This is a genomic window from Dyadobacter psychrotolerans, assembly GCF_004349265.1.
GTDB classification, from domain to species: Bacteria; Bacteroidota; Bacteroidia; order Cytophagales; family Spirosomataceae; genus Dyadobacter; species Dyadobacter psychrotolerans.
This window is the reverse complement of sequence record NZ_SMFL01000009.1, coordinates 200,026-224,424: the sequence shown is the minus strand read 5'-3', so window position 1 is coordinate 224,424 and position 24,399 is coordinate 200,026. Positions and strand designations below refer to the sequence as shown.

Below are 24,399 nucleotides of genomic sequence, written 5' to 3'. Positions count from 1 at the left end.
CGGAGTGTAAACATAATTATTTTCCTTCTTGCCAAAATTCTTTATTCCTTAAAAATAACCATTTCTAAATCGGTTTGACCATTCATAACAATTGCGATTTGACTACCAGGCATAACATAGTACCTTTGAATCAACAATAACGATAAAACAGCAAATAGCCATGAACAACAATAGATTATTCCGCAATACAGACAGCAAAGTAATTGGAGGTGTGGCCTCCGGATTTGCAGATTATTTTCAAACAGACGTAACCATCATCCGGGTACTTTTGGTACTGGCCTTTTTTATTCCAAAACCTTTCCCAATCGTATTGATTTACATTATTTTCTGGATTGTTATGCCAGCAAATAACACGCAGCACAAAAGACTTGAACAGGGGCATTCCGTCTCCTGACATCTCAGGTTAGACCTGGCGAGACCCAAATCATTAATCAGAACTTACTGGTAGTTGCAAACCGTCGGATAAAACGAAATCCGGCGGTTTGTTGTTTTGTGGATAATTACTAATTTTACAAATGGTATGCAGGCATACTAATTTGCATTGTTTTGCAACCGACCTCGGAATTCTGTTCATGCGGTTACCTGTAAGTTGTAAGACATTTCCTGAAATATAACTGAACTAAAACCAACCTTATATATGAACGCATACATTGTTGCCGGATACCGTAGTGCTGTTGGAAAAGCGACACGGGGAGGTTTCCGGTTTACCCGTCCTGATAACCTGGGAGCAGAAGTAATTAAATATCTTTTAGAAAAAGTGCCGAATCTGGATCCAGTCCGTGTTGATGATGTGATTGTAGGTAATGCAGTACCAGAAGCCGAGCAAGGCATGCAGATGGGGCGCTATGTTGCGTTGCTGGCGTTGCCAAAAAATGTGTCAGGAATTACAATTAACCGCTATTGCGGATCCGGAGTAGAAGCCATTGCGATGGCAGCTGCAAAAATTCATTCGGGTATGGCGGAGTGTATCATCGCCGGAGGAACAGAATCGATGTCGATGGTTCCGACAATGGGGTGGAAAACAGCACTTAATTATGATATCGCGCATAGCAATCCCGATTATTATCTGAGCATGGGTCTGACGGCTGAGCAGGTTGCAAAAGATTTTAATATCAGCCGCGAAAAACAGGATGAATTTGCATTCCGTTCTCATCAAAAAGCTTTGAATGCGCAGAAGGAAGGATATTTTGCTGATGGAATCGTGCCGATTAAAGTAACCGAAACCTATTTCGATGCAGCATCAGGCAAGAAAAAAACAAAAGAAACGACCATAACACAGGATGAGGGGCCACGGGCAGATACTTCGTTTGAAGCCTTAACAAAATTGAAGCCGGTTTTTGCGGCAGCTGGATCTGTTACAGCCGGTAACTCATCTCAAACTTCTGATGGAGCTGCTTTTGTGATGGTTATGTCTGAAAAAATGGTAAACGAGCTTGGCCTTAAGCCAATAGCCAGAATGCTTTCCTACGCTACCGCTGGTGTTGATCCGCGCATCATGGGAATTGGTCCGGTTGCAGCTATTCCGATTGCTTTGAAACAAGCCGGATTGAAGTTGGCAGATATAGAACAAATTGAATTAAATGAAGCTTTTGCTGCCCAGGCGCTGGCTGTAATCCAGGAATTGGATATCAATCCGGATATTGTGAATCCTAACGGCGGAGCAATTGCTCTGGGACATGCTCTGGGTTCAACCGGGGCGCGTCTGTCTGTACAGATTTTTAATGAAATGCAAAGGCGAAATCAAAAATATGGAATGGTAACAGCCTGTGTTGGAGGTGGACAGGGAGTTGCAGGGATATACGAAAGACTAAATTAGGCCGTTTGATAACTGCAATACTATTTTGAGAGTCTCCCCGGAAGATATAGCAGTCTTCCGGGGAGATTCTTTATTTTTGCCCTTCAAACATTGTATTCTATTATGGATGTATCCATTATTATTATAAATTTTCGCACACCACAGCTTATTATTGATTGTTTAAAATCTATTTATACACACACATTTGATGTAAAATTTGAAATAATTATTGTTGACAACGATCCTGAAAACGGGGGAGGGGATCTGGTTAGAGCCATCTATCCGGAGGTTAATTGGATTGACATGGATTACAATGCCGGCTTTGGAAGAGCAAACAACCGGGGAATGTCCGTAGCCAACGGAAAATACTTTCTGCTTCTGAATGCCGATACACTTCTAACAGATAATGTCATCAAACGCTGTTACGAAAGACTTGAAAATAGACAGGATATAATAGCCTGTGGTGCTTTGCAACATTATGAAGATGGCTCGCCCATGCCATTTTACAAAAGCTTCAACGATTTCCGGAGAACATTTTTTATTCTGCCTCCCGGGGGTGTTGTGGATAAGATCATGCACAGGTTATTTCCCGAACCGTCCCACTCCGATCCGGATCAGTATGACTGGCTGGTTGGGGCTTTCGTTTTTGTCAGGAGAGAGGGATTTGAACAGACAAAGGGTTTTAGTGAAGACTTTTTTATGTACGGAGAAGATGTGGAATGGTCGTGGAGACTTGGGTTACTGGGTAAGCTCTGCATTTTTGAAGATTGCACATTCATACATCTTGAAAATAAAAATCCTTTTCGCAGAACCAATATTTCCTGGATTAACCGGTTTAGTACACAAATGCAGGTTTCAAATTTTCTGTGGATCCGTAAGCAATATGGCGTATTTTCCTATCTGATACTTGTTTTTCATTATCTTCTGATGATTCCGGTTGTGTATATCTGGAAAATGGTATTGAATTTGAAAAACTCCGGTAACCCGTTTTCGGAGCTAAGAACCCAACAAATTTATTACAGAAAAACGAAGGTCTTGTTAAAATACTTTTTCAGGACTTTATTTTTGAAAAAGGAACTATACAAAATTACGCCTGATGAAAATATCGATTTGCTAACTTCATCACATTCATAAGTTTAAATTCAAATATGAAAAAAGATAAACAGCGCATCCTTTTTTTTACACCTTTTGCAACCCGTACCGGTTCGGAAATGATGCTTCTGTACATTTTACAGCAAATAGACCGCAGTCGCTTTGATGTAGGAATCGTGAGTTTTGCAAATGGTGAATTGCTTAAAGAATTTCCTTCGGATATACCCGTTTTTATAGCACCGCGAAAATATAATCTCACGCAAAAGATTATGTTTCACCTGGGAAACAACCCGACGTTGAATTATCTCAGGAAAGTTGCAAAGGAATTTAAGGCTGATTTTTGGTATATTAATACAACAGTATTACCGGAAGTTTTCACGGTTGCCAGAGAATTTCCTGTAAAAATTATTACGCACTTTCATGAATTACCTCTGACGTATGCTTATCTGAGCCGGAACGATATGGAAAATATCATCACACGTTCCGATTTGCTGATAGGTTGCTCTCAGGTTACCTGTAAAGCCATTGAACAGGCGGGAGGCAATAATGTTGCGCTTTTATACGAATTTATAGATACTGGAAAAGTGGTACCTCAACCTGATAGAACAGCCCAGCTGAGGGCTGAACTTGGTATCCCTCAGAATGACTATATTTGGGTATTATCAGGAATGACGTCTGAAAGGAAAGGGTTTGATTTGTTGCCTGATATAGCAGAGGAGTTAGACGATGCGCAGGTACATTTGATTTGGGTGGGAAACATAATAGACGACGGGCTTGTTTATTATATTCAGCGCAGATGTTCCAACAATAAAAGCAAAACGAGAATTCATCTGGTCGGAAAACAAAAGGAGGACTACTACAATTATCTTGACATGGGTAATGGCTTTTTACTCACTTCGAGGCAGGATCCATTTCCTCTGGTAATGATTGAAGCCGCGCTATTGTCGAAACCCATCGTATCTTTTCCTTCCGGCGGAGCTTCTGAGTTTATACAGGAGGGAATGGGATTTATAACCGAAGATATTAGTGTGAAACAGATGGTTCAGGGAATGCGTAAAGTTATGAGTGGAGAGATTGTGACAGTACCTGAAAAAAGTAAAAATCGTGCTGCCGCATTCAATGTTAAAAATGGGTATGAGCAATGGATCGAAATCATTGATAAAATGTAATGGCATGTTAAATATGACTACAATTTTAAAGTTTTTGAAAAACAACAGCATAGCCATTCTGGTTACTCTCTTATTTATCTCAAAAAGCCTGATCACTTATTCGCAGAGCACATCCGAACCGGACAGGCAGCGATATCTGGCATTAATGTGCCTGAACCTGACCGCAGATAAAGGCCCGGAAATTGAGTTGATTAAAATGGCCAAACAAGCTGGTCTTAATTCCGTGTATCTAACCATTCCGTGGGATAAAATATACATTAATTCACCGACAGAAACACCAAGCTGGGCAAGATTTGATGAGCAGATCAAAATGGCAACCAGCCTGGGAATGAAAGTGGCATTACGTATTCATCTTGGGAGGCATACCACGAGAGTCAAAAATTTTTGGGATACTTCTCAGAATCAGGTTAATCATGCCGGACAACCTTTGCTGGCAGGATATCTGGATACTTTTTATGGATTTGACAATCAAACTCTTGTAAATCTTGGAGCAGCATTTGTAAAAGAAGCGACAACAAGATATAAGTATCTACAGACAGAGAAAAATTTATTATTTATTTCTGTCACCAATACATCAACACAGGAAGGCGAATATTCGCATACAATTATTGAAAACGGGAAAGATGAAATCTCGGTTTATGATTTTTCTGCCAGCATGACAAAAGGTTTTCAGCTTTGGCTAAAACCACATTATACAAAAATAGAACGGCTTAATTTCTTATGGGGAACGCATTTCAAATCATTTGACGAAGTTTTGCTTCCTAATAGCAGGTGGGACTTTACGCAATCGTTTAAGCAGCGTTTTGGTAAAGATCTTTACATATACCGGCATACGGTTTTTAAACAATATTTAAACCAAATGATCGCCACCGTAAAATCGGTCGATCCCTCAATTAAATTTGTGGCAGATTACGGGTCCGTATATGATGGCGTTTCAGCAATCAGAGGAACATCCGGATATAAGAGTCTTGGCGAGAAAGCGGATGGTATAAAAGTTAATGATGACCTGCTTGCACATGACCACAGATGGGCTGTGGATGTCATAAAAAGTGATGCACCTGCAAATTTTATCTTTTCAAACGAGGTTTTTCTGCTCGCAGAAGCGGATGACGCCACCCACCTTAAACAGATTAATGAAAATTTCGCTCATGGGACAAATATAATTCCGATAGTCATATCTACCGAAGCTTCTATGCGTCGTGCTACTTCCTTTTTGCAGCAGGCTGCTGCAAATTGGTTGAGTAAGCCTATTACACCTATTGAATACAAGGATGAAGTAACGTACCGGCTTTCCGCGGCTGTTGAAAAAGGAGGGGCATCCAACATTATTTTTAATGATTGGTACAAAAAAGCGTATGCAGATCCCTCCAATCCCAAGCCTGTAAAAGTGAAACTTGAAGAAGACCTGCTTTCTGCTGCCTATTGGAACGACGCCTCTAACTACTCGCCCTATGTGTTCAAGCCAATTCCAATGCAGATCATTCCGGTAAACAGAGATTTTAATTATAAACTTCCGGCAGACACGTTTTCGGATGTTGACGGAACGATTGTGAGGATGGACCCTTCATTGCTTCCTTCCTGGCTGAGATTTGAAGGCGGGCAGCTGAAAGGCAGGCCTACTGTTTTGGGTGACTATCGTATTTTGGTTACCGGTGTGGATGATGAGGGTGGCAAAAGCGAGGCATATTTTACGATACGCGTAGATACAAGAGAAAATGCAAATAAGCCACCTCTTGTCAATACCAACTTTACAAATCAAACCATTGCGATAAACAAGGCTTTTAGCTTTACTATTCCAAAGGACGCATTTTTGGATGCGGACGGTTCGGTAACAAAGGTGGAAATAATCGAGCTGCCATCCTGGTTAACATACAATAATGGAACTCTGAGCGGAACTCCGGTTGCTTTGGGAGAATACCGTGTCAGCTTAAAAGCCTATGACGATCTTAATGCTTTTGTTGAAACGTATTTTAGTTTAAAAGTAGTTGAGCCCCAGTTTCTTAATAGTCCACCTTATGCCAATGGTGCACTGCCGGTAAAATATACCGCACTGAATCATCCATTCTCTTATATTTTACCGGGCGATATTTTTGGCGATAGTGATGGCTACATCTCATCGATCAGTATCCAAAACCGTCCTTCGTGGCTGACTTTGTCTTTAAATGAGCTTTCCGGAACGCCCACTCAGGAAGGTGAATTCAGGATGATTGTAAGAGCTTATGATAACTTTGGTGCTTATGTTGAAATCCCTTTTATCATCAACGTAGAAATTCCAAAGCTGCGATTCGAGCTGGTTCGGGGAGGAAGTGCTGTAAATCAGGAAATTATAAGACCATTACAGCAGGATGATGTACTGGCTTCCAGTGCAATGCCGCCTTTACTTAATATCTTTGCCTATGGTAACTTTGATTACGACCAGGTTATTTTTAATCTGAAAGGGCCTGTTAATATCAGCAGTAAAACATCACGTTTTCCTTATGCACTTTATGAAAATGAAGGTGGTTTTGTGCCGTTTGTGGGGCGATATACATTAACAGTTACGGCAACTGAAAAAGATGCTTCGATTGTGTCGAATTCAATGGAATTTAGTATTTCTTACGGTGACTCAATCAATATCACCAGGGATATGGAGGAATGGCGGTTTTATCCAAATCCGGTCGAATCTGTTTTTAATATCAAACTGCCAAATGACTTGTCGGGAACAGAAATATCATATTATCTGATCACGGCATCCGGAAAAAAAATGCAGATCCCGTCCGTTTACATTGGTAATACCGATCACCTTGCCAATCTGGATCTGACATCCCTGGGAATTCCATCCGGGATTTATCTTGTCCGTCTTGAGAGCAACGGAAAACTTCTTAAACAATTCAGAATCTTCAAAAAGTAGTTTAGCTCGCAGGAACGCCAGGTATCTGCAAAAAAATCTTTCGACAGTATGCTTGCATAATAATTTAGTGATATATTTGCGTTTCAATTATTAGTATGCTTGCATACTAATAATTGAAACCTCAGATCATTCAAAATTTCCTAACCATGGCCATTGCAGAAGATAAAAAAACGTCGATTAAAGGAGGTGAATTTTTAATCAAGGAAACACCTGCATCACAAATTTTTATTCCTGAAGAGTTTAATGAAGAGCAAAGGATGATCGCAGAGACCTGTCGTGATTTCTTAAAAGCCGAGGTGTGGCAAAGACTGGACGAAATTGATCAGGCAAAAAGTCCGGATTTGATATCATCTCTGATGGATAAGGCGGGTGAGCTAGGGCTTTTAGGAACGGTGGTTCCCGAGCAGTATGGTGGTTTTGGAATGGACTTTAATACTTCCATGCTTGTTGCGGAAGCCACAGGAGCCGGAAATTCCTTTTCAGTAGCGCTGTCTGCACATACCGGAATCGGAACCTTGCCAATTCTCTATTATGGAAACGAAGAGCAAAAACAAAAATACTTGCCTAAACTGGCTTCCGGTGAATGGAAAGCGGCATATTGCCTGACCGAACCGGATTCCGGGTCCGATGCCAATTCAGGCAAAACAAAAGCCATACTGACACCGGATGGAAAGCATTATGTGGTTAACGGCCAGAAGATGTGGATCACCAACGGCGGTTTTGCGGATGTTTTTATTGTTTTTGCAAAAATTGATGAAAACGGGCAAACAGATAAAAACCTGACAGCATTTATCATCGAAAAGTCATTTGGTGGATTAACGATGAATGAACCCGAGCATAAGATGGGCATAAAGGGTTCTGATACGCGTCAGATCTTTTTTAATGATTGTTTGGTACCGGTGGAAAATATGCTCTCTGCACGGGAGAATGGCTTTAAGATTGCCGTAAATATTCTCAACATTGGCAGGATTAAACTTGCAGCAGCTGCATTGGGCGGATCAAAAAGAGTGACCATGCAGGCAATCAATTATGCCAATGAAAGGAAACAATTTGGTACTTCCATTTCGAATTTTGGTGCAATAAAATTTAAGTTGGCCGAAATGGCTGTGGCTATGTTCACCACCGAATCTGCCGCTTATCGTGTCGGGCAAAGTATTGATGACCTTACTGCTTCTTTCCTGGAAAAAGGAATGCCGGAAGCAGAAGCGAAACTGAAGGCTCTGGAAGAACTGGCGATTGAATGCGCCATTATGAAAGTGCACGCTTCCGAGGTACTTGATTATGTCGTGGACGAAGGGGTTCAGATTTATGGTGGAATGGGCTTCTCTGCCGACGCGCCTATGGACCGTGCTTATCGTGACAGCCGGATCAACCGGATTTTCGAAGGTACAAATGAGATCAACAGGCTGCTTGTGGTGGATATGCTTTTAAAGCGTACCATGAAAGGCCAGTTGGATCTGATGGGGCCCGCTATGGCTGTCGGTAAAGAAATTATGTCTATCCCCGATTTCAATACAGAAGATGACGACGAATTGTTCGCAGCGGAAAAAAAGGTAATCAAAAATCTGAAAAAAGCAGTTTTGATGATTGCCGGTGCAGCCGTTCAGAAATTCATGATGAAGCTTTCCGACGAGCAGGAAATTATTATGAATATCGCCGACATGGTAATCGAAACCTATGTTGCTGAATCAGTGATTCTTCGTGTAGAGAAACGAATCGGTCTGTTGGGTGAGGAAGCAAACACGCTTCAAAGAGACATGGCAGTAATTTACCTGAACAAAGCCGTGGAAAAAGCCGGTAACGCAGGGCGTTCGGCAATTACAAGCTTTGCCGAAGGAGATGAATTGAGAGTGATGCTGATGGGATTAAAACGATTCACCAAAATTGAACCTGTAAATCTGAAAGATGCGCGGCGAAGGATTGCTGATGAGCTGATTAAGAAAAATGATTATGCATTTTGAAACGATAAAAATTCCGGATGCATAATCCGCACAACTAGAAACCAATGTTAATCAGGAAAGCCGGAGCTGTCTCAGTTTCGGCTTTTTCTTTGGAAACCATTTGCCGGCAGATGGAGGTAAGCCAGACGATAATCCAATAACAATCATTAACTTCAACCGGCATGGCGAAATCCTGAACTTTAACGATATTTGCACGGTTTCCCTAGAACAAATATTCAAAAATAAACGCGTTGGATTCTCTAATAGCTACTGAAAAACCACCTTTCATGACACTTAAAAAAGTGGATCTGCGTAACACGGGGCAGTTTCCTGCGTTGCTTCTTGATTATCTGGACCAGAAACCGGGCCTTGCCGAATTTTACAGTAATTATCCGGCGATTGAAAACGCGGCGGAAGTGATCAGGCAAAAAGCAGGTTTTGATTCTGGAAAACGCAAAACCCTGGTTGAGGTTTTAGAGAAACAATACCACGGAAGTCCTTTCAAGCCCGATTTCTCTGTTTTGCTTGATTCAAAAACATTTACTGTGACAACAGGGCACCAGCTTAATATTTTCACTGGCCCGCTGTATATAATTTACAAAATCGTTACGACGATTAAACTGGCGCAGGAATTGAAAAAAGCATATCCTGAGAACAACTTCGTTCCTGTTTACTGGATGGCAACAGAAGATCACGATTTTGAGGAAATTGCTTCTTTTCATCTTTTCGGGCAGACGCATAAATGGGAAGGCGAGCATAGAGGAGCGGTAGGACGGCTGGATCCAAAAGAACTGGAAAGTATATTAAAACATCTTCCGGTTAAACCCCTGCTATTTGCCAAAGCATATCTTGAAAACAGGACATTGGCTGACGCGGTACGATGTTATATGCACGAATTGTTCGGGCAGGATGGTCTGGTTTGCTTAGATGCCGATCATCCCGATTTAAAGCGTCATTTTCTTCCGGTAATTCAGGAAGAACTGACAACTTCAACATCAGAAAAACTTGTTGCTGAAACCACTTCGAAACTTGCTGCACTTGGGTACCATACTCCTCTCACTGCCAGAGAAATAAACCTTTTTTATCTTCAGGGCAATTTAAGAGAACGTATTGTTCGTGAAGGGGATCGCTTCAATGTTTTAAATACGGGCTTGTCTTTTTCAGAAGAAGAAATCCTGGCTCTGACCGAAGAACACCCTGAATATTTTAGCCCCAATGTTGTACTTCGTCCTTTGTATGAAGAGATCATTTTACCTAATCTCGCGTACATTGGAGGGCCATCGGAGGTACCTTACTGGATGCAGTTAAAAGGCGTATTTGATCACTATCAGGTTCCTTTTCCAATGCTTGTTCCCCGTAACTTTGCTTTATATATCAATGATGCGCAAAGAAAAAAAGCAGAAAAACTGAGAATCAATTATGATGATCTGTTTTTGGATCAGGTCGCGCTGCGCCGCGTTTTCGTTGAGAAAAATACAGAAAAGGTTCTTTCTCTGGATGAGCAAAAATCGGCTTTTGAGCAGGTATTTAGTGGGATTCTGGAAAAAGCTGTTGCTGTTGATAAAACGATGGAAGGCGCTGTGAAAGCGGAACAGGCAAGATTAATAAATTCTCTGGAGAACCTTGAAAAGCGTATCAGGAGAGCTGAAGAAAGAAATCATGAGTCGGAAATTGATCAGCTTCTTAATCTCCAAAATAAATTGTTCCCGAACGGAACCGCCCAGGAACGTTATGATAATTTGCTTAGCTTTTATGTAAATGACTCCTCTTTTATCAGGAAGTTCTTCGATGCTTTTGATCCGCTGGATTTCAAATACAACATCCTGATCGACGACAACAGGGATTAACTGTTAGTCTTTTATTTTAACATCGCCAAATTTAGAGACAATTGTAATTTTTGTTCCGGAACCGGTACCGATTTTACCCTGATACTGCCTGACTTTATCTGTCCTTTCCTCTTTTGAAGGTTGCTGACTGAAGTTTACGTTTGTAGACGGATAGCTAAAATTTCCGTAGGTGACAGTCACGTTAAAACGATTTGCATCTGCCGGAAGCACCACAGATGAGTAAGCCGCCTGTATATCTACATTTTCTGTTGAATTTGTCAGTACACCGATTTTAAAGTTGTCGGAGTAATTGAGTTTTATCTTTCCTACACCTCGTATCGTCCCAATTTTTACGCCTGAATAATCGATATCGGCGTTTAAATCGGTTACATCCCCAATACTCAGCTCCCCAAACTTATTGTTAAGAAGCAGCTTGGTAACCTGTTCCAGTGTGATGTTTGAATAATGGCTTTCGAGTTTTCCGCCGTCCATTTTTCCAATTTTCGCTGTGCCGTAACGCACGTCTATGTTATTATCCGGATTCTTGAGAGAAACTGCTGAAAAATTACCATTTTTTGTGTTGATTGTCAGCGGTGCCTGGAAGGTAGGGATGTCTGTGTTTCCAAATTTATTTTTAACAAACAATGCATTCTCTTTTGGCATAAATACCGTGTAATCGATCTGGATGAAGTTTTTTTCTCCTCTTCTGTTATTCCAACTGTTTGAACTCAGCTGATTTTTACTGATAACGGTAGTCAGGTTGATCCGGTTTTTCTCTCTTTTTTCGTCGATGGCAACCGCGCTTAAGTACTCCGCAGCACGCCCGTCTGTTGGAGCATTTGCCGTAATTACGATTTCTACTTTAATTTCTTTTTTAGCCCAAAGATTGATTTTTACCTGACCAAACTGATTATCAACCAATAGCATGTCCTGATCTTTTACATCAAAAACCTTGACAATATTTCTGCGTTTTTCGACCAGGCTGTTCTGATCAGGATCTGCTGCCAGTACTGCCTGAGGCAGCACCGCAACGACACTATATAACAGGTGAATTATTATTTTCTTTATCGTAGCCATTTTTGACTTGATTAATACGCTGTAAAATTTTGATTTGCTGGTTGAGCAAGTCAACCTGCCATTGCAGATTCTGAACCATTGCCTGCAATAATGCCTCCTGATTGGGTGCATTGGATAAATTGGAACGAAGGTTTCCATAGCTGTTTTCCAGACTTTTCAGGTCGGCTGAAAAATCTTTATAGAGCTCCGGATTGTGGCGTGTCAGCTTGATGATTTCATCCCGCTTCTCATCAATGGCAAGGCTATACTGGTTGAATTCCCGGGCATAGGAAGGTACTTTGAGGGCAACGGCAGGATCCCGTGTGACACCATATTCTTTATTGATGTACACCAGAAATCCAATTCCCAGGGCAAGGATTATACCTGCTGCAATACGCCAGTCGAAAAAGGCGTGACTGTTCCAGGATTTTAAAATTTTACCGTTTTTTTTTGGTTCCGCTGGCTGTACATTGCCTGGAATCTTACTTTCTATGAGGTCCCACAAACCATCCTGAGGCAAGAAGCTGTCAAATCCGTCTCTGTTATCCCGCACAAACCGCTCCAGACGATCTTTTTTATCAGAATTCTTTTTCATTTGTAACTTACTGGTAAGGTGTAAAATTTTTGTCTCAAATGTTTTTATTTAAAATGTTATCTGAACTCCAATCCTGCCTGCAAACTTCCTGCCAATGACGCCATCTTGTCAAACGGCCATCATTTCTACCAATTTACGTTTTGCCCTCATGTACTGTGTACGCGAGGTAGACTCACTGATTCCCAGCACTTCACCAATTTCTTCGTGATCATAACCTTCAAATAAATAAAGGCTTAAAACCACGCGATACCCATCCGGCAACTTTAATACAGCATTACGCACACGCTCCACTTCCAGCGTGGTGTCATCTTCATTCCAGCCTGACATTTCCTCTGATGGTACGCCGGATCCGTCCAGAGATTCCTGCCATTGATCAATTTCAACCCATTGTACTTTTCTGCTTCTGACCTGGTTGATAGCCTTATTAACCACAATTTGTTTTAACCATGCACCAAACGTCGACTGGTTCCGAAACTGATGCAGATTGGAAAATGCATCCACAAAAGCTTCCTGCAAAGCGTCCTCTGCTTCACCATTGTGGTTGATGATCCGCATGCAAATGTTGAACATGGCTTTCGAGTAACTTTTGTATAACTCATACTGAGCCTTACGCTCGCCGAGTTTACAGCGTTCCACCAGTTCGACATGCCGGTCGATGTACAAATTTGTTTTCAAGCAGAAGGTTTAGTTTTTGAACGTTCTGGTACAAAGACATATATCCAGACTAAGATGTTGCATGATATTAAAAATATTTGATAAAAAGCGGTACGCGAACAAAGCCCGGGCTTGAATTGTTCTTTGTATGCGTCATTCGTATCTTTGGGATATTTAATCAAGTTGCATGGCCAACGATAAAAGCCGAAAGCGGGCAGCTGATTGCCGAAAGCCAAAAAATCCATGAAAACCTTTAACATACCTGAGTTTTACAGAAGCCGGATTATTACGCCAATTAAGGAGACACGGCGTAAAAAAGATAAACTGAAACGGGATTTCAGTCCGACTGTACTGGACTTCGGGCCGGTGCAATTTCTTATTGCGCGGCATTTTGGGTTTTGTTATGGTGTTGAAAATGCCATTGACATTGCGTATCGGGCAATTTCAGAAAATCCGGACAAGCGGATTTTTTTACTAAGCGAAATGATTCACAATCCTGATGTGAATCGCGACCTTACAGACCGGGGCGTAAAGTTTTTGATGGATACAAAGGGAAAGCAGCTTATTCCCTGGGAAGAGCTTACACCGGAAGATATCGTTATCGTGCCTGCCTTTGGAACAACAATTGAAAACCAGAAAAAACTATCCGAGCTTGGTATCGATTCTTACGTTTACGATACTACATGCCCTTTTGTGGAAAAGGTCTGGAATCGTGCTGCACAGATCGGAGAGAAAGATTATACTATTGTTGTTCACGGAAAACCTTTTCATGAAGAAACAAGGGCAACTTTTTCACATAGCAAAGAAAATGCGCCCACTGTTGTTGTTGAGGACATAAGACAGGCCGAAACACTTGCCAGGTTTATCACAGGAGAATTGCCGGCACTCCGGTTTTTTGAAGAATTTGCCGGTCAGTTTTCAGAAGGTTTTAATCCGGAAAAAGATTTGCAGCGAATTGGTGTGGTGAATCAAACAACTATGCTTGCTTCTGATACACAAGGAATTGCAGATTATTTAAAAAATGTAATGATCAGGCATTACAGTCTCCGGTCCGAACAGGTAGAAGCGCATTTTGCCAATACACGTGATACACTTTGTTATGCTACCAACGACAACCAGGACGCCACTTACGCCTTGCTGACACACCATGCGGATCTGGTAATTGTTGGAGGCGGATACAACAGTTCCAATACTTCCCATCTTGTCGAACTTTGTGAAGGAAAATTTCCTACCTATTTCATTGAGTCAGTAAATAAAATTCTTGATAGGCAAATAATCAAACATTTCGACTTACACGCGAAAGAGGAAATCGTTACGGAGAACTATTTGCCGGAAGGGTCGCCGGTACGGATTATGTTAACCTGCGGAGCTTCCTGTCCGGATGCTGTTGTGGAAGCAATACTGCTTCGCTTACTTTCGTTTTTTGAAGGAACAAGGCCGGTTGATGAAGTAATGGCGGATCTTGGAGAATTGAGTTGATTTTTTTCCAATTGAGGGTTGTTCTTTTTAAAATCAATTCGTTTCTGACATTAGACTTACATTAGGATTATCATCCATCTTGCAAATAACTATTTGTAAAGAATTACCTTTGCAGTTGAAAATAGTAGCTTTGCTGACAATCTGGCACATATCGTTGGCCCGGCGTAATATTTTTTAAGAAAAAGGAACGATTAAAAATATACAGATACAATCATGTTTAAAATATTTTCGAAGCTATTCGGCACCAAAGCGGAACGGGATTTAAAGGAGTTGACGCCCTATGTCGGGATGATCAATGCTGAATATGCCTTGCTGGCTTCTTTAACCAACGACCAGCTTCGTGCGGAATCAGAAGGCCTTAAATCGCGCATTGCTTCCGAGCTGAAATCCATAGATGAACAAATTGCAGCTTTACGTCAGCAGGCGGCCGATGAGCCCAATGTGGATAGCAAAGAAGCTATTTTTAAGAAAATAGATGCATTAGAGCTGGATCGCAATAAAGAACTGGAAAGGGTTTTGCTTGAAATTCTTCCAAAAGCATTTGCGATTGTAAAGGATACAGCCCGTCGTTTTAAAGACAATGAAACCATTGAAGTAACAGCATCTTATTTTGACCGCGAGATCGCTGCTAAAAAATCACATATTAAAATTCAGGGTGACAAAGCAATTTGGAATACCACCTGGGATGTAATTGGTCAGCCTATCAAATGGGCGATGCTTCATTATGACGTACAGCTGATAGGTGGGGTGGTTTTGCATCAGGGAAAAATTTCGGAGATGGCAACGGGTGAAGGAAAAACGCTGGTTGCAACTTTACCTGCTTTCCTAAATGCACTTGCGGGACAGGGCGTACACATCGTAACGGTGAATGATTACCTTGCGAAACGTGATGCTGAGTGGAACGCACCATTGTTTGAGTTCCACGGAATGAGTGTTGATTGTATTGATCGTCATCAGCCTAACACGACCGAACGCCGTAACGCATACAAGGCAGATCTTACCTACGGAACAAATAACGAATTTGGTTTTGATTATCTGCGTGACAATATGTCACGTACGCCGGAAGAGCTTGTTCAGCGGAAACACCATTATGCAATGGTCGATGAGGTTGACTCCGTTTTGATTGATGATGCACGTACACCATTGATTATCAGCGGTCCGGTACCTCGCGGTGATGAACAGGAATATCTGGAACTGAAACCTCGTGTATCAAGAATCGTAGAAGCTCAGAAAAAGCTGGCTATGGATCTTTTGAACGAAGCAAAGAAAAAAATTGCAGCAGGTGATAAAAAGGATGGTGCTCTTGCATTGTTCCGCGCGCATCGCGGTATGCCTAAGTACAAGCCATTGATCAAATATCTGAGTGAATCGGGTATCAGGCAGTTGATGCAGGAATCGGAGTCCATCCATTTGGCTGAAAACCAGAAACTGATGCCCGTTGCAGATGCGCCTTTATACTTTACTATAGATGAGCGTCATAACAGCATTGAACTTACCGAAAAAGGAATTGACTTCCTGACCGGAGAATCGGATCAAACCAGCTTCTTTATTCTTCCGGATATCGCTGTTGATCTGGATGCGATTGAAAAAGATCAATCTTTAACCGAACAGGAACGTGTTATTCAGAAGGAAGCACTGATTCGCGATTATTCTGTAAAAACGGCTCGTATTCATACGGTTAACCAGCTTTTGAAAGCATATACACTTTTTGAAAAAGATGTGGAATATGTGATCATGGATGGAAAAGTGAAAATCGTTGATGAGCAGACAGGTCGTATCATGGACGGTCGTCGTTATTCTGACGGTTTACACCAGGCTATTGAAGCAAAAGAAAGTGTGCGCGTTGAAGATGCCACTCAAACTTATGCGACAGTAACGCTTCAAAATTATTTCCGTATGTATCATAAGCTTGCCGGTATGACCGGTACGGCGGAAACGGAAGCAGGAGAGTTCTGGGAAATTTATAAGCTGGACGTTGTTTCGATCCCTACCAACGTAGGTATTACACGTAAGGATGAGGAAGATAAAGTATATCGCTCGGTTCGTGAAAAATACAATGCTGTTACAGACGAAATTGTTGAGCTCGTTGAAGCCGGACGTCCGGTACTTGTTGGTACAACATCTGTTGAGAACTCCGAAATTATCAGCCGGATGCTTACACTTCGTAAAATTCCGCACCAGGTACTGAACGCCAAGCAACATCAGAAAGAAGCTGAGGTAGTTGCAGAAGCTGGTAAGCCAGGCACTGTTACGATCGCAACAAACATGGCTGGTCGTGGTACGGATATTAAACTTACCCCTGAATCAAAAGCTGCGGGTGGTTTGGCAATTATCGGGACAGAACGCCATGAAAGCCGCCGTGTTGACCGTCAGTTAAGGGGTCGTTCAGGACGTCAGGGTGATCCGGGATCGTCACAATTCTTTGTTTCTCTGGAAGATAACCTGATGCGTTTGTTCGGTTCTGACCGAATGGCGAAGGTAATGGACCGTATGGGACTGGAAGAAGGCGAGGTGATCCAAAGTGGAATGATCACCAAATCCATCGAACGTGCACAGAAAAAAGTTGAAGAAAATAACTTTGGAATGCGTAAGCGTTTATTGGAATACGATGATGTAATGAACTATCAGCGTGACGCCATTTATACACGTCGCCGCAATGCATTATTTGGAGACCGTCTGGCTGTTGATATTGCCAATACGCTTTACGATGTTTGCGAAGAGATCGCGGGTACTGCCAACACTTATTCTGAGCTTGAACTGGCTGCTATTACCACCCTGGGAATGGAGTTGCCGTTTACCGAATCGGAATATGGTTCGATGAGACCTGGTGAGCGTTCACAAAAATTGTACGAAGCTGCTGAAAAGCAATATCAGGATAAAAACAGTGCGATTTCTGAGAAAGCATTACCTATTCTGCAATCGATCCATGCAGACAGAGGAGCTACGATTACTGAGATTATGATTCCGTTTAGCGATGGTATCCGCCAGACAGGAGTTGTTGTTGGATTGAAAAAAGCCATTGACAATGAAGGCCGTGAGATTACCCATGAAATGGAAAAAGCCATTGTGCTTTCATTGATTGACCAGGAATGGAAAGAACATTTGCGAGAAATGGATGATTTGAAACAATCTGTTCAGAATGCAGTGTTTGAACAAAAAGATCCGTTATTGATCTATAAATTTGAGTCAGTAGAACTGTTCAAACGCTTCCTGAGCAAGGTTAATTTTGACATGATTTCGTTCCTGACGAAAGCAGATATTCCTCAGGATGAAGCGGCACCTGCAACGGCAGTTCAGCAAACAGTGAAACGTCCGGCTCCGGCTCCTGCTTTGCATACCAATCGTGAAGAAGATTTTGAACCGGAAATGGACGGTCCTGGTGAATATGCCCGTCAAATGGAGTCTACTACAAAAGCACAGCCTGTACGTGCCATAAGAATTGCGGATCGAAACCAAAAAGTTTCTGTTCAATATCGTGATGGAAGTATTTTGCGTGATGTTAAATATAAAAAAGTAGAACAGGAGGTTAAAAATGGAGATTGTGTTGTTATTGAATAAGTTAAAGTTCAAATAATGCGCTCATAATATAAGCCCTGCCATTCAAAAAAGGATTGGCAGGGCATTTTTTTAAGAAGTAAATAGGATTTATACGATATTTGTATTTTCCGGAAGCAATAATTACGAAACTTGCCCTTAAATGAAATTACATAAGGAAGGCTATACCATCATGGCGGTCACAGCCATCATATTAATACTGATAAATTTTGGTATAAATTACCTTTTGCCAGAAGGCTACTGGATTCCAAGGGTTGTGCTGGTTGCAAGCATCTTTGTTTTTCTTTTGGTTGTACAATTTTTTCGTGTACCAAAAAGAGTTGTTCACCGCAGCGACCGTCAAATCGTTGCACCCTGTGACGGGAAAGTTGTAGTGATTGAAGAGGTTGTTGAAAATGAATATTTTAAAGGCCCGAGAAGACAGATCAGCATATTTATGTCTCCTTTAAACGTACATATCAACTGGAACCCTGTCAGCGGCGTAATTCAGTATTTTAAATATCACGCCGGTTTATATCTGGTAGCCTGGCATCCAAAGTCCAGTACCGACAATGAGCGTACCACTGTTGTAATACGGACGGTGGAAGGCATTGATGTTCTTTTCCGTCAGATTGCAGGTGCAGCTGCACGTCGTATCCGCTGGTACATAAAGGAGGGCGATACAGTTGAACAAAGTACCGAAATGGGCTTTATTAAATTCGGGTCACGGGTAGATATCTTTTTACCTTTGGATGCAGAAATTAAAGTAAATCTTCAGGATAAAACAGTGGGTAGTGTAACTGTTCTTGCGGAGTTGAAATAAGATATTAAACATAAAAAAGCGGTTGGATGCGAAGATTTTATCTCTGCACTTCCAACCGCTTTTTCATTCTGAATAATTTAAAACAATCTCCAGCTCATAATCTGAGCGAAGAAATTTGGTACCGCGTCCGGATAAACTACTGCCATAAAAAGCATCCCAAATATGGCTCCGTACAAATGGGCACTGTGATTTACATAACTTCTGCCGCGTTTTCCTTCGTAAATGGAGTAACCCAGAAATAGTATACCAAAAATAAATCCCGGCATACAGATAAAGAAGTACAGGCAAATTTCCATTAAGGGTGCATAGAGTAATGCAGCAAATAAAACCGCAGAAACGCCGCCGGATGCGCCGAGAGAATTATAGTTAGAATTTGTTCTGTGTTTCAGAAAGGTCGGAATGTCTGAAACGATAATTCCAACTATGTATAAAAACAGATAATAAAAGGTCCCGCTTGCACCAAACAGCATACCAAAAAGTCGTTCAATGCCTTCTCCGACAAACCACAAACTGAGCATATTAAATATCAAATGTCCGAAATCGGCATGGACAAAACCGGATGTGATAAACCGGTAATATTCGTTTCTTTTGGTAACCTTGTATGGATTCAGGATCAGCTTATCCATAAAGCCATAATTATTAAAGGCGTAGTAGCTGATCCCAGAGGTAATTATGATCAGAATGAGGGTTATCGACATGTATTCGTAAGTTAGATGGTAATAAAATTATTTTTCTCTTTCTACAAGTTGATGTACAAATTGTAAAAGAACTTGTTTCCTCTCATCAGCAATCGGCAGCTTTTCAAGACAATCGATTCCTCTTGCGAAGTAATCGTTTATCTTTTGTTGTGTAAAAGTACGGATATCCAGTTTTTCGTAGATTTCAGTCACAGCTTTTACTTTTACCTGATTCTCGAATTTTTTTAACTCGATCCATTTCTCTAATTCCAGCCTGGTCGCAGCATCAGCTTTGGAGAGGGCTTCAATCAGTAAAAATGTTTTTTTGTTTGAAATAATATCACCGCCAACCTGCTTTCCGAACTTCTCAGGATCGCCGTAAACATCCAGCAGATCATCTTTAAGCTGAAAGCCAATTCCCATATTTTCTCCTGCATCATAAAGAAGTTGGGTGGAAGTTTTATCCGCACCACTTAAAATTCCTCCCAATTCCAGGGCAAAACCAAGTAAAACAGAGGTTTTAAGCCTGATCATTTCAAGATATTCCTCTTCGGTAACATCCCAGCGTGTTTCAAAATTCATATCAAGCTGCTGTCCTTCGCAAACTTCCGCAGCCGTCTGATTGAATCGGGCCAGTACAGGACGTAAAAGGTCTTTCGGAATATCCAGCAACAGATCATACGCCTTGATCAGCATCACATCTCCGGAAAGAATGGCAGTATTCTCATTCCATTTTTCATGAACGGTAGCCTTTCCACGGCGGAGCGGGGCTTTGTCCATAATATCATCATGCATGAGCGTAAAGTTGTGAAAAACTTCTACCGCCATGGCTGGTTTAACCGCATGCTCCCAGTGTTCGCTATATAAAGAAGCAGATAATAAGGTAAGCAGCGGGCGAAAACGTTTTCCGCTGAGTGACATGATATACCTGATGGGCTCATATAGTTCGTCAGGATGATCGCCATAAGTACTTTGATCAAATTCGGTTTGCAGGGTTTGCAGCAGCTGTTCTGTTTGTATCATTCGCAGTTTATTTCAGCTCTTTACTGTTCGAAGCGCTGATGATATGAGTAGTAACGTTTGTTCATTATCCGGAGATGTATGCAAAGTAGCTAAATAGTGTTGAAAAACTCAAAAGGAAGTTCGGGTAAACCATTTGTTTAACATGATTTACCGTTTATGGACAGGCTGTGAATTGATTTTAATATCTTTGATTTTCCAGTCACTCAATTCCTACCGGTATGCCATTTTACCAATATTTTAACGGCGAAATTTTTCCTATTTCTGCTGCTCTTTTCGAAACAAATGATCTCGGTCTGTTGAGAGGTTATGGTCTTTTTGATTATTTCAGGACATATAATGGTGTTCCTTTTCGCTGGGATGATTACTGGCAGCGATTTGAAAACTCAGCCACATTGTTAAAACTAACAGTTCCTTTAAGCCAGCAAGAAACGTCGAAAATTCTTGCGGATCTTCATGCTTTGTCTGAAGAGCAGGAAGTTGCCTTTCGGTTTGTGCTGACAGGCGGATATGCTCCTGACAGTGTCAACGTAGTGAAACCTAATTTCCTGATCAGAACAGAAGCTCTGCCTCAGGATAATCCTGCCGGCCGATTAAAGGGGATAAAAGTGCTTCCCTATGAATATGTAAGGGATTTGGCGGAAATTAAAAGTACCAATTATGTTCACATGGTACTGATGGCAGAGGAAATGAGAAATCAACAGGCAGCGGATTTACTTTTTTATAAAGATGGAGAAATCAGTGAGCTGACAAGAAGTAATATATTTTTGTTTAAAGACAATGTACTGATCACATCTGATCAAAATGTTTTAAAAGGAATTACCCGCAAGGTAGTCATGGAACTTGCCCAACCATTTTTTGAAATCCAGGTCCGGCCGGTTGCTTATGATGAGTTAATGAGTGCCGATGAGGTTTTCACGACCAGCACCACAAAGTGGGTGATGCCTGTTGTACAAATTGGTAACCACACAGTCGGAAACGGAACGGCAGGTAAAAATTCACTTTTCCTGCAGGGTTTATTTGAAGATATGGTAACCGAATGGGGGAAATAATTTGAATGCAATTACTAATTTTGAGATAACATTGCATCATAACTGTAACTAAGGTGACCTAAAATGTCTAAGGTGGTCCATATAAACCTTACATGTTAAAAAAGCCGGTTCCAAAGAGGAAACCGGCTTTGTGCATTACCCCCACAATATATTCGATTTAGTCAGGTGCAACAGGTGATTCTTTATTAACAATTGGCCAAACCCCTGTGCGAGGTGAATCGACTCCTTTTGTCAACCCTCTCTTTTGGTTGTCGTTGCCAAAGTAATACAGTGGCCAGCCTTTATAGGTAAGTTGTTTTTTGCCAAAAACGTCGATTGTTGTGAACAAAGATTTATCCAGAGTAGAAGGCAGATCTTTCAGTTCAGCGACATAAATAGGCCAGCTGGCATCATGTGTTTCTACATTGGTTGTAAACTTATTCTGGTTCTTCTTATCGTTTGCAAAGGCATACAGCGTGCGGCCCATGCCGTCTACAAAAAACTGAGTTTCGCCTGTTCCTTCTTTATAATCAGAAGTATATAGTTTGCCGTCTTTTCCAATTAACTGCGCATTGGCAAACATAATGGTGTAGGTTGGTTTGGCTACAAACCAGACAGATCCCACATTTTCGCCTTTAACGTCACCGGAAGCAAGGTCATTTTTGTAATAGTACAAAGGCCATCCTTTGAAAGTTGTTTGTGATTTACCATCTGCACGGGTAATCGAACCAAAGTCAGTTGCATTCAAAGCGGGATCCAGTTTCGAAGCTGATTTCGAAAACAATGGCCAGGTATCGACGCATCCGCCCGAACAGGCCGAAGTGCCGGCTACATCCTTTGCGAAAAAATAAAGTGTTTTTCCATTTTCATCTACCAGAACTTTTCCGGCTGTAGTTTCTTTCAAAGCAATATCATACGTCGGTTCCGGATTCGTATCTGAATCATTGGAGCAGGACAAGCTGGCTGAGACCAGAAAGGCCAGTGCAATCAGTTTGCGGGAGAAGTTGAACACTTTCATTATAAAATTATGTTAGAGATGAATTGTTTTTAGTGCATACGAAGAGAAAAGAATCAGGGTTGCGTCCGCATAAAATCTTAATTTGTTTCAGTTGAATGCATAAAAAAAGCACGACCCGGGAAGGCCATGCTTTATTAAAATTGCGAAATCGCTAACTGTTTACTTAAAACTGTAAACTAAAGACTAAACTTAACTCCAACCCTGAGCCGTAATAGGCACGCGGTTGTCGCCCTTGGTATGCAGCGCTATTTCTGCTTTATTATCCGTTACATAACCGATGACGCTGATCTTCGGGTTGTTCTTAATCAGTTCATAAGCATCCTGACGAACGGTAAAGAGCAACTCGTAATCTTCACCGCCATTTAAAGCTGCTGTAATCGGGCTGATTTGCAATTCTGTCGCGGCCAGGAAAGTCTGGTCGTCGATAGGCAGCCTGTCTTCGAATACAATGGCGCCAACGCCGGACTGTGCGCAAAGATGCAGAAGGTCAGATGCAAGGCCATCTGAAACGTCGATCATAGCCGTTGGCAATACACCGGCCTCCGCCAGCTCATAGACCACGTCCATACGTGCTTCCGGCCGTAGCTGGCGCTGGATCACGTAATCATTGCCTTCCAGTTCCGGCTGCATGTTCGGATTTGCAAGGAAGACTTGTTTTTCTCTTTCCAATAATTGTAAACCCAGATAAGCCGCACCTAAGTCACCCGTCACACAAAGTATGTCATTCGGCTTGGCGGTATTTCTGTACGTGATCAGGTCTTTTTTTACTTTTCCAAAAACACTTACTGAAATTAACAATCCTGACAAAGACGAAGAAGTATCTCCGCCCACGAGGTCTACATTATAATCAGTACAGGCAGCTTTCATGCCTTCGTACAATTCGTCGATCGCTTCTACGGAAAAACGATTGCTTAACCCCAGATTTACCGTCACCTGATGCGGAATGCCGTTCATAGCGGCAATGTCAGAAACATTCACAGCTATTGCTTTGTATCCCAAATGTTTCAACGGAAAAAACGTCAGGTCAAAATGAACACCTTCCAAAAGCATATCCGATGTCAGCAAACCATAACCTGTGTCCAGATCTATAACTGCTGCGTCATCACCAATTCCTTTTATAGTATCGGGTAATTTATTTTTTATCCCTTGATTGATTCTTTTTATCAGGCCAAATTCGCCTAAACTGCTGATTTCTGTTCTTGCTTCCATGGCGTAAAATTAGAAAATTTTAGAATACAGAAATTTTCTAATTTATTATCAGCGCGTTAGGATGATAATCTTATAGGAACTAATTTGACGGGCTTAATTCAACATCTTCTTTACTCATGTTATGAAAGGCTGATCGATACAATTGTTTCATCACACATTGTTACAGCTTTTTATGAACAATAATCACGACGTCAATAAGGGGTTAAGTGTGGGCGCACTCAACAGTCTTACGCAAGCAGAATGGAAAGTTTTGCTATTAATTGCAGCCGATTCCCCTAATAGTGAAATAGCACAAGTCTTATCTATCGAAATTAAAAGTGTACGGAATTATCGTACAAGGATTGGAGATAAATTATGTATGAAAGGCTATTTCGTGCTGGGTGCAGTTGCCCGTCGCCATCGTGATCAATTAAACAAATTGTATACCGATTGGTACAAAGCTTCATAAATATTTAAAAAGTTTTATTTATTATATTATTTATCATATTTATTGAGGTTGTTTTACTCTTTTCTGTCGAAAAAGTGAGTTGTAGGTTTGTAAGGTCATGACAAACATCTAACCTGTATAATCCTAACAATTAATCAATTGAA

General features: G+C 41.4%; 19 protein-coding genes. 12 read left to right on the top strand and 7 right to left on the bottom strand.

The window, feature by feature from the left end; all coding sequences use genetic code 11:
* The first annotated feature begins 160 nt into the window (after positions 1 to 160).
* The 7 genes from E0F88_RS22625 to bshC all read left to right on the top strand — a co-directional run bounded on the left by E0F88_RS22625 (position 161) and on the right by bshC (position 10,733).
* Positions 161 to 394, top strand: coding sequence for a PspC domain-containing protein (locus E0F88_RS22625; protein ID WP_131960557.1), 234 nt, complete (start codon positions 161 to 163; stop codon positions 392 to 394).
* Positions 395 to 637: 243 nt separating this feature from the next.
* The gene (locus E0F88_RS22620; RefSeq protein WP_131960556.1) at positions 638 to 1,816 is read left to right on the top strand and encodes an acetyl-CoA C-acyltransferase; all 1,179 of its coding nucleotides are present in this window, start codon (positions 638 to 640) and stop codon (positions 1,814 to 1,816) included.
* A gap of 102 nt (positions 1,817 to 1,918) precedes the next feature.
* Positions 1,919 to 2,929 carry a glycosyltransferase family 2 protein gene (locus tag E0F88_RS22615; protein WP_131960555.1) on the top strand — a complete coding sequence of 337 codons (1,011 nt, stop codon included), beginning with the start codon at positions 1,919 to 1,921 and terminating at the stop codon, positions 2,927 to 2,929.
* A gap of 14 nt (positions 2,930 to 2,943) precedes the next feature.
* The gene (locus E0F88_RS22610) at positions 2,944 to 4,056 is read left to right on the top strand and encodes a glycosyltransferase (protein ID WP_131960554.1); all 1,113 of its coding nucleotides are present in this window, start codon (positions 2,944 to 2,946) and stop codon (positions 4,054 to 4,056) included.
* A 13-nt stretch (positions 4,057 to 4,069) separates the two neighbouring features.
* Complete coding sequence (locus E0F88_RS22605) at positions 4,070 to 6,946, top strand: putative Ig domain-containing protein (protein WP_229213875.1); 2,877 nt, start codon at positions 4,070 to 4,072, stop codon at positions 6,944 to 6,946.
* Positions 6,947 to 7,092: 146 nt separating this feature from the next.
* Positions 7,093 to 8,907 (top strand): acyl-CoA dehydrogenase FadE, encoded by a 1,815-nt coding sequence (locus E0F88_RS22600; RefSeq protein WP_131960552.1) that lies wholly within the window; start codon positions 7,093 to 7,095, stop codon positions 8,905 to 8,907.
* A gap of 266 nt (positions 8,908 to 9,173) precedes the next feature.
* Positions 9,174 to 10,733, top strand: coding sequence for a bacillithiol biosynthesis cysteine-adding enzyme BshC (gene bshC, locus E0F88_RS22595; RefSeq protein ID WP_131960551.1), 1,560 nt, complete (start codon positions 9,174 to 9,176; stop codon positions 10,731 to 10,733).
* A 3-nt stretch (positions 10,734 to 10,736) separates the two neighbouring features.
* On the opposite strand, the gene E0F88_RS22590 is transcribed toward bshC, so the two are convergent.
* From E0F88_RS22590 to E0F88_RS22580, 3 genes are all read right to left on the bottom strand, one after another.
* Complete coding sequence (locus E0F88_RS22590) at positions 10,737 to 11,789, bottom strand: hypothetical protein (RefSeq protein WP_229213874.1); 1,053 nt, start codon at positions 11,787 to 11,789, stop codon at positions 10,737 to 10,739.
* Positions 11,749 to 12,363 (bottom strand): hypothetical protein, encoded by a 615-nt coding sequence (locus E0F88_RS22585; protein WP_131960550.1) that lies wholly within the window; start codon positions 12,361 to 12,363, stop codon positions 11,749 to 11,751. Before E0F88_RS22585 ends, E0F88_RS22590 begins: the two co-directional genes overlap by 41 nt.
* Before the next feature lie 108 nt (positions 12,364 to 12,471).
* Complete coding sequence (locus tag E0F88_RS22580) at positions 12,472 to 13,038, bottom strand: RNA polymerase sigma factor (RefSeq protein WP_131960549.1); 567 nt, start codon at positions 13,036 to 13,038, stop codon at positions 12,472 to 12,474.
* Positions 13,039 to 13,260: 222 nt separating this feature from the next.
* Here E0F88_RS22580 and E0F88_RS22575 point away from each other — a divergent pair, with 222 nt between their 5' ends.
* From E0F88_RS22575 to E0F88_RS22565, 3 genes are all read left to right on the top strand, one after another.
* Positions 13,261 to 14,496, top strand: a complete 1,236-nt coding sequence (locus E0F88_RS22575; RefSeq protein WP_131960548.1) for a 4-hydroxy-3-methylbut-2-enyl diphosphate reductase — start codon at positions 13,261 to 13,263, stop codon at positions 14,494 to 14,496.
* A gap of 213 nt (positions 14,497 to 14,709) precedes the next feature.
* Positions 14,710 to 18,054 (top strand): preprotein translocase subunit SecA, encoded by a 3,345-nt coding sequence (gene secA, locus E0F88_RS22570; RefSeq protein ID WP_131960547.1) that lies wholly within the window; start codon positions 14,710 to 14,712, stop codon positions 18,052 to 18,054.
* Between the two features lie 139 nt (positions 18,055 to 18,193).
* Entirely contained in the window at positions 18,194 to 18,853 is a 660-nt protein-coding gene (locus E0F88_RS22565; RefSeq protein WP_131960546.1) for a phosphatidylserine decarboxylase family protein, read from the top strand.
* A gap of 77 nt (positions 18,854 to 18,930) precedes the next feature.
* Here the strand turns inward: E0F88_RS22565 and E0F88_RS22560 are convergent, their stop codons facing one another.
* Together E0F88_RS22560 and E0F88_RS22555 are read right to left on the bottom strand one after the other, a co-directional pair.
* Entirely contained in the window at positions 18,931 to 19,551 is a 621-nt protein-coding gene (locus E0F88_RS22560; protein WP_131960545.1) for a rhomboid family intramembrane serine protease, read from the bottom strand.
* A 27-nt stretch (positions 19,552 to 19,578) separates the two neighbouring features.
* Positions 19,579 to 20,553 carry a polyprenyl synthetase family protein gene (locus tag E0F88_RS22555; RefSeq protein WP_131960544.1) on the bottom strand — a complete coding sequence of 325 codons (975 nt, stop codon included), beginning with the start codon at positions 20,551 to 20,553 and terminating at the stop codon, positions 19,579 to 19,581.
* Between the two features lie 218 nt (positions 20,554 to 20,771).
* Between E0F88_RS22555 and E0F88_RS22550 the strand changes: the two genes are divergently transcribed.
* Positions 20,772 to 21,602: an aminotransferase class IV gene (locus E0F88_RS22550; RefSeq protein ID WP_131960543.1), complete on the top strand. Its 831-nt coding sequence runs from the start codon at positions 20,772 to 20,774 to the stop codon at positions 21,600 to 21,602.
* A gap of 157 nt (positions 21,603 to 21,759) precedes the next feature.
* On the opposite strand, the gene E0F88_RS22545 is transcribed toward E0F88_RS22550, so the two are convergent.
* Together E0F88_RS22545 and thiL are read right to left on the bottom strand one after the other, a co-directional pair.
* A complete protein-coding gene (locus E0F88_RS22545; RefSeq protein ID WP_131960542.1) occupies positions 21,760 to 22,599 on the bottom strand; it encodes a hypothetical protein in 840 nt (279 codons plus the stop codon).
* A 189-nt stretch (positions 22,600 to 22,788) separates the two neighbouring features.
* A complete protein-coding gene (gene thiL, locus E0F88_RS22540) occupies positions 22,789 to 23,808 on the bottom strand; it encodes a thiamine-phosphate kinase (protein ID WP_131960541.1) in 1,020 nt (339 codons plus the stop codon).
* A 172-nt stretch (positions 23,809 to 23,980) separates the two neighbouring features.
* Here thiL and E0F88_RS34805 point away from each other — a divergent pair, with 172 nt between their 5' ends.
* Positions 23,981 to 24,256: a helix-turn-helix transcriptional regulator gene (locus E0F88_RS34805; protein WP_131960540.1), complete on the top strand. Its 276-nt coding sequence runs from the start codon at positions 23,981 to 23,983 to the stop codon at positions 24,254 to 24,256.
* Positions 24,257 to 24,399 lie beyond the last annotated feature (143 nt).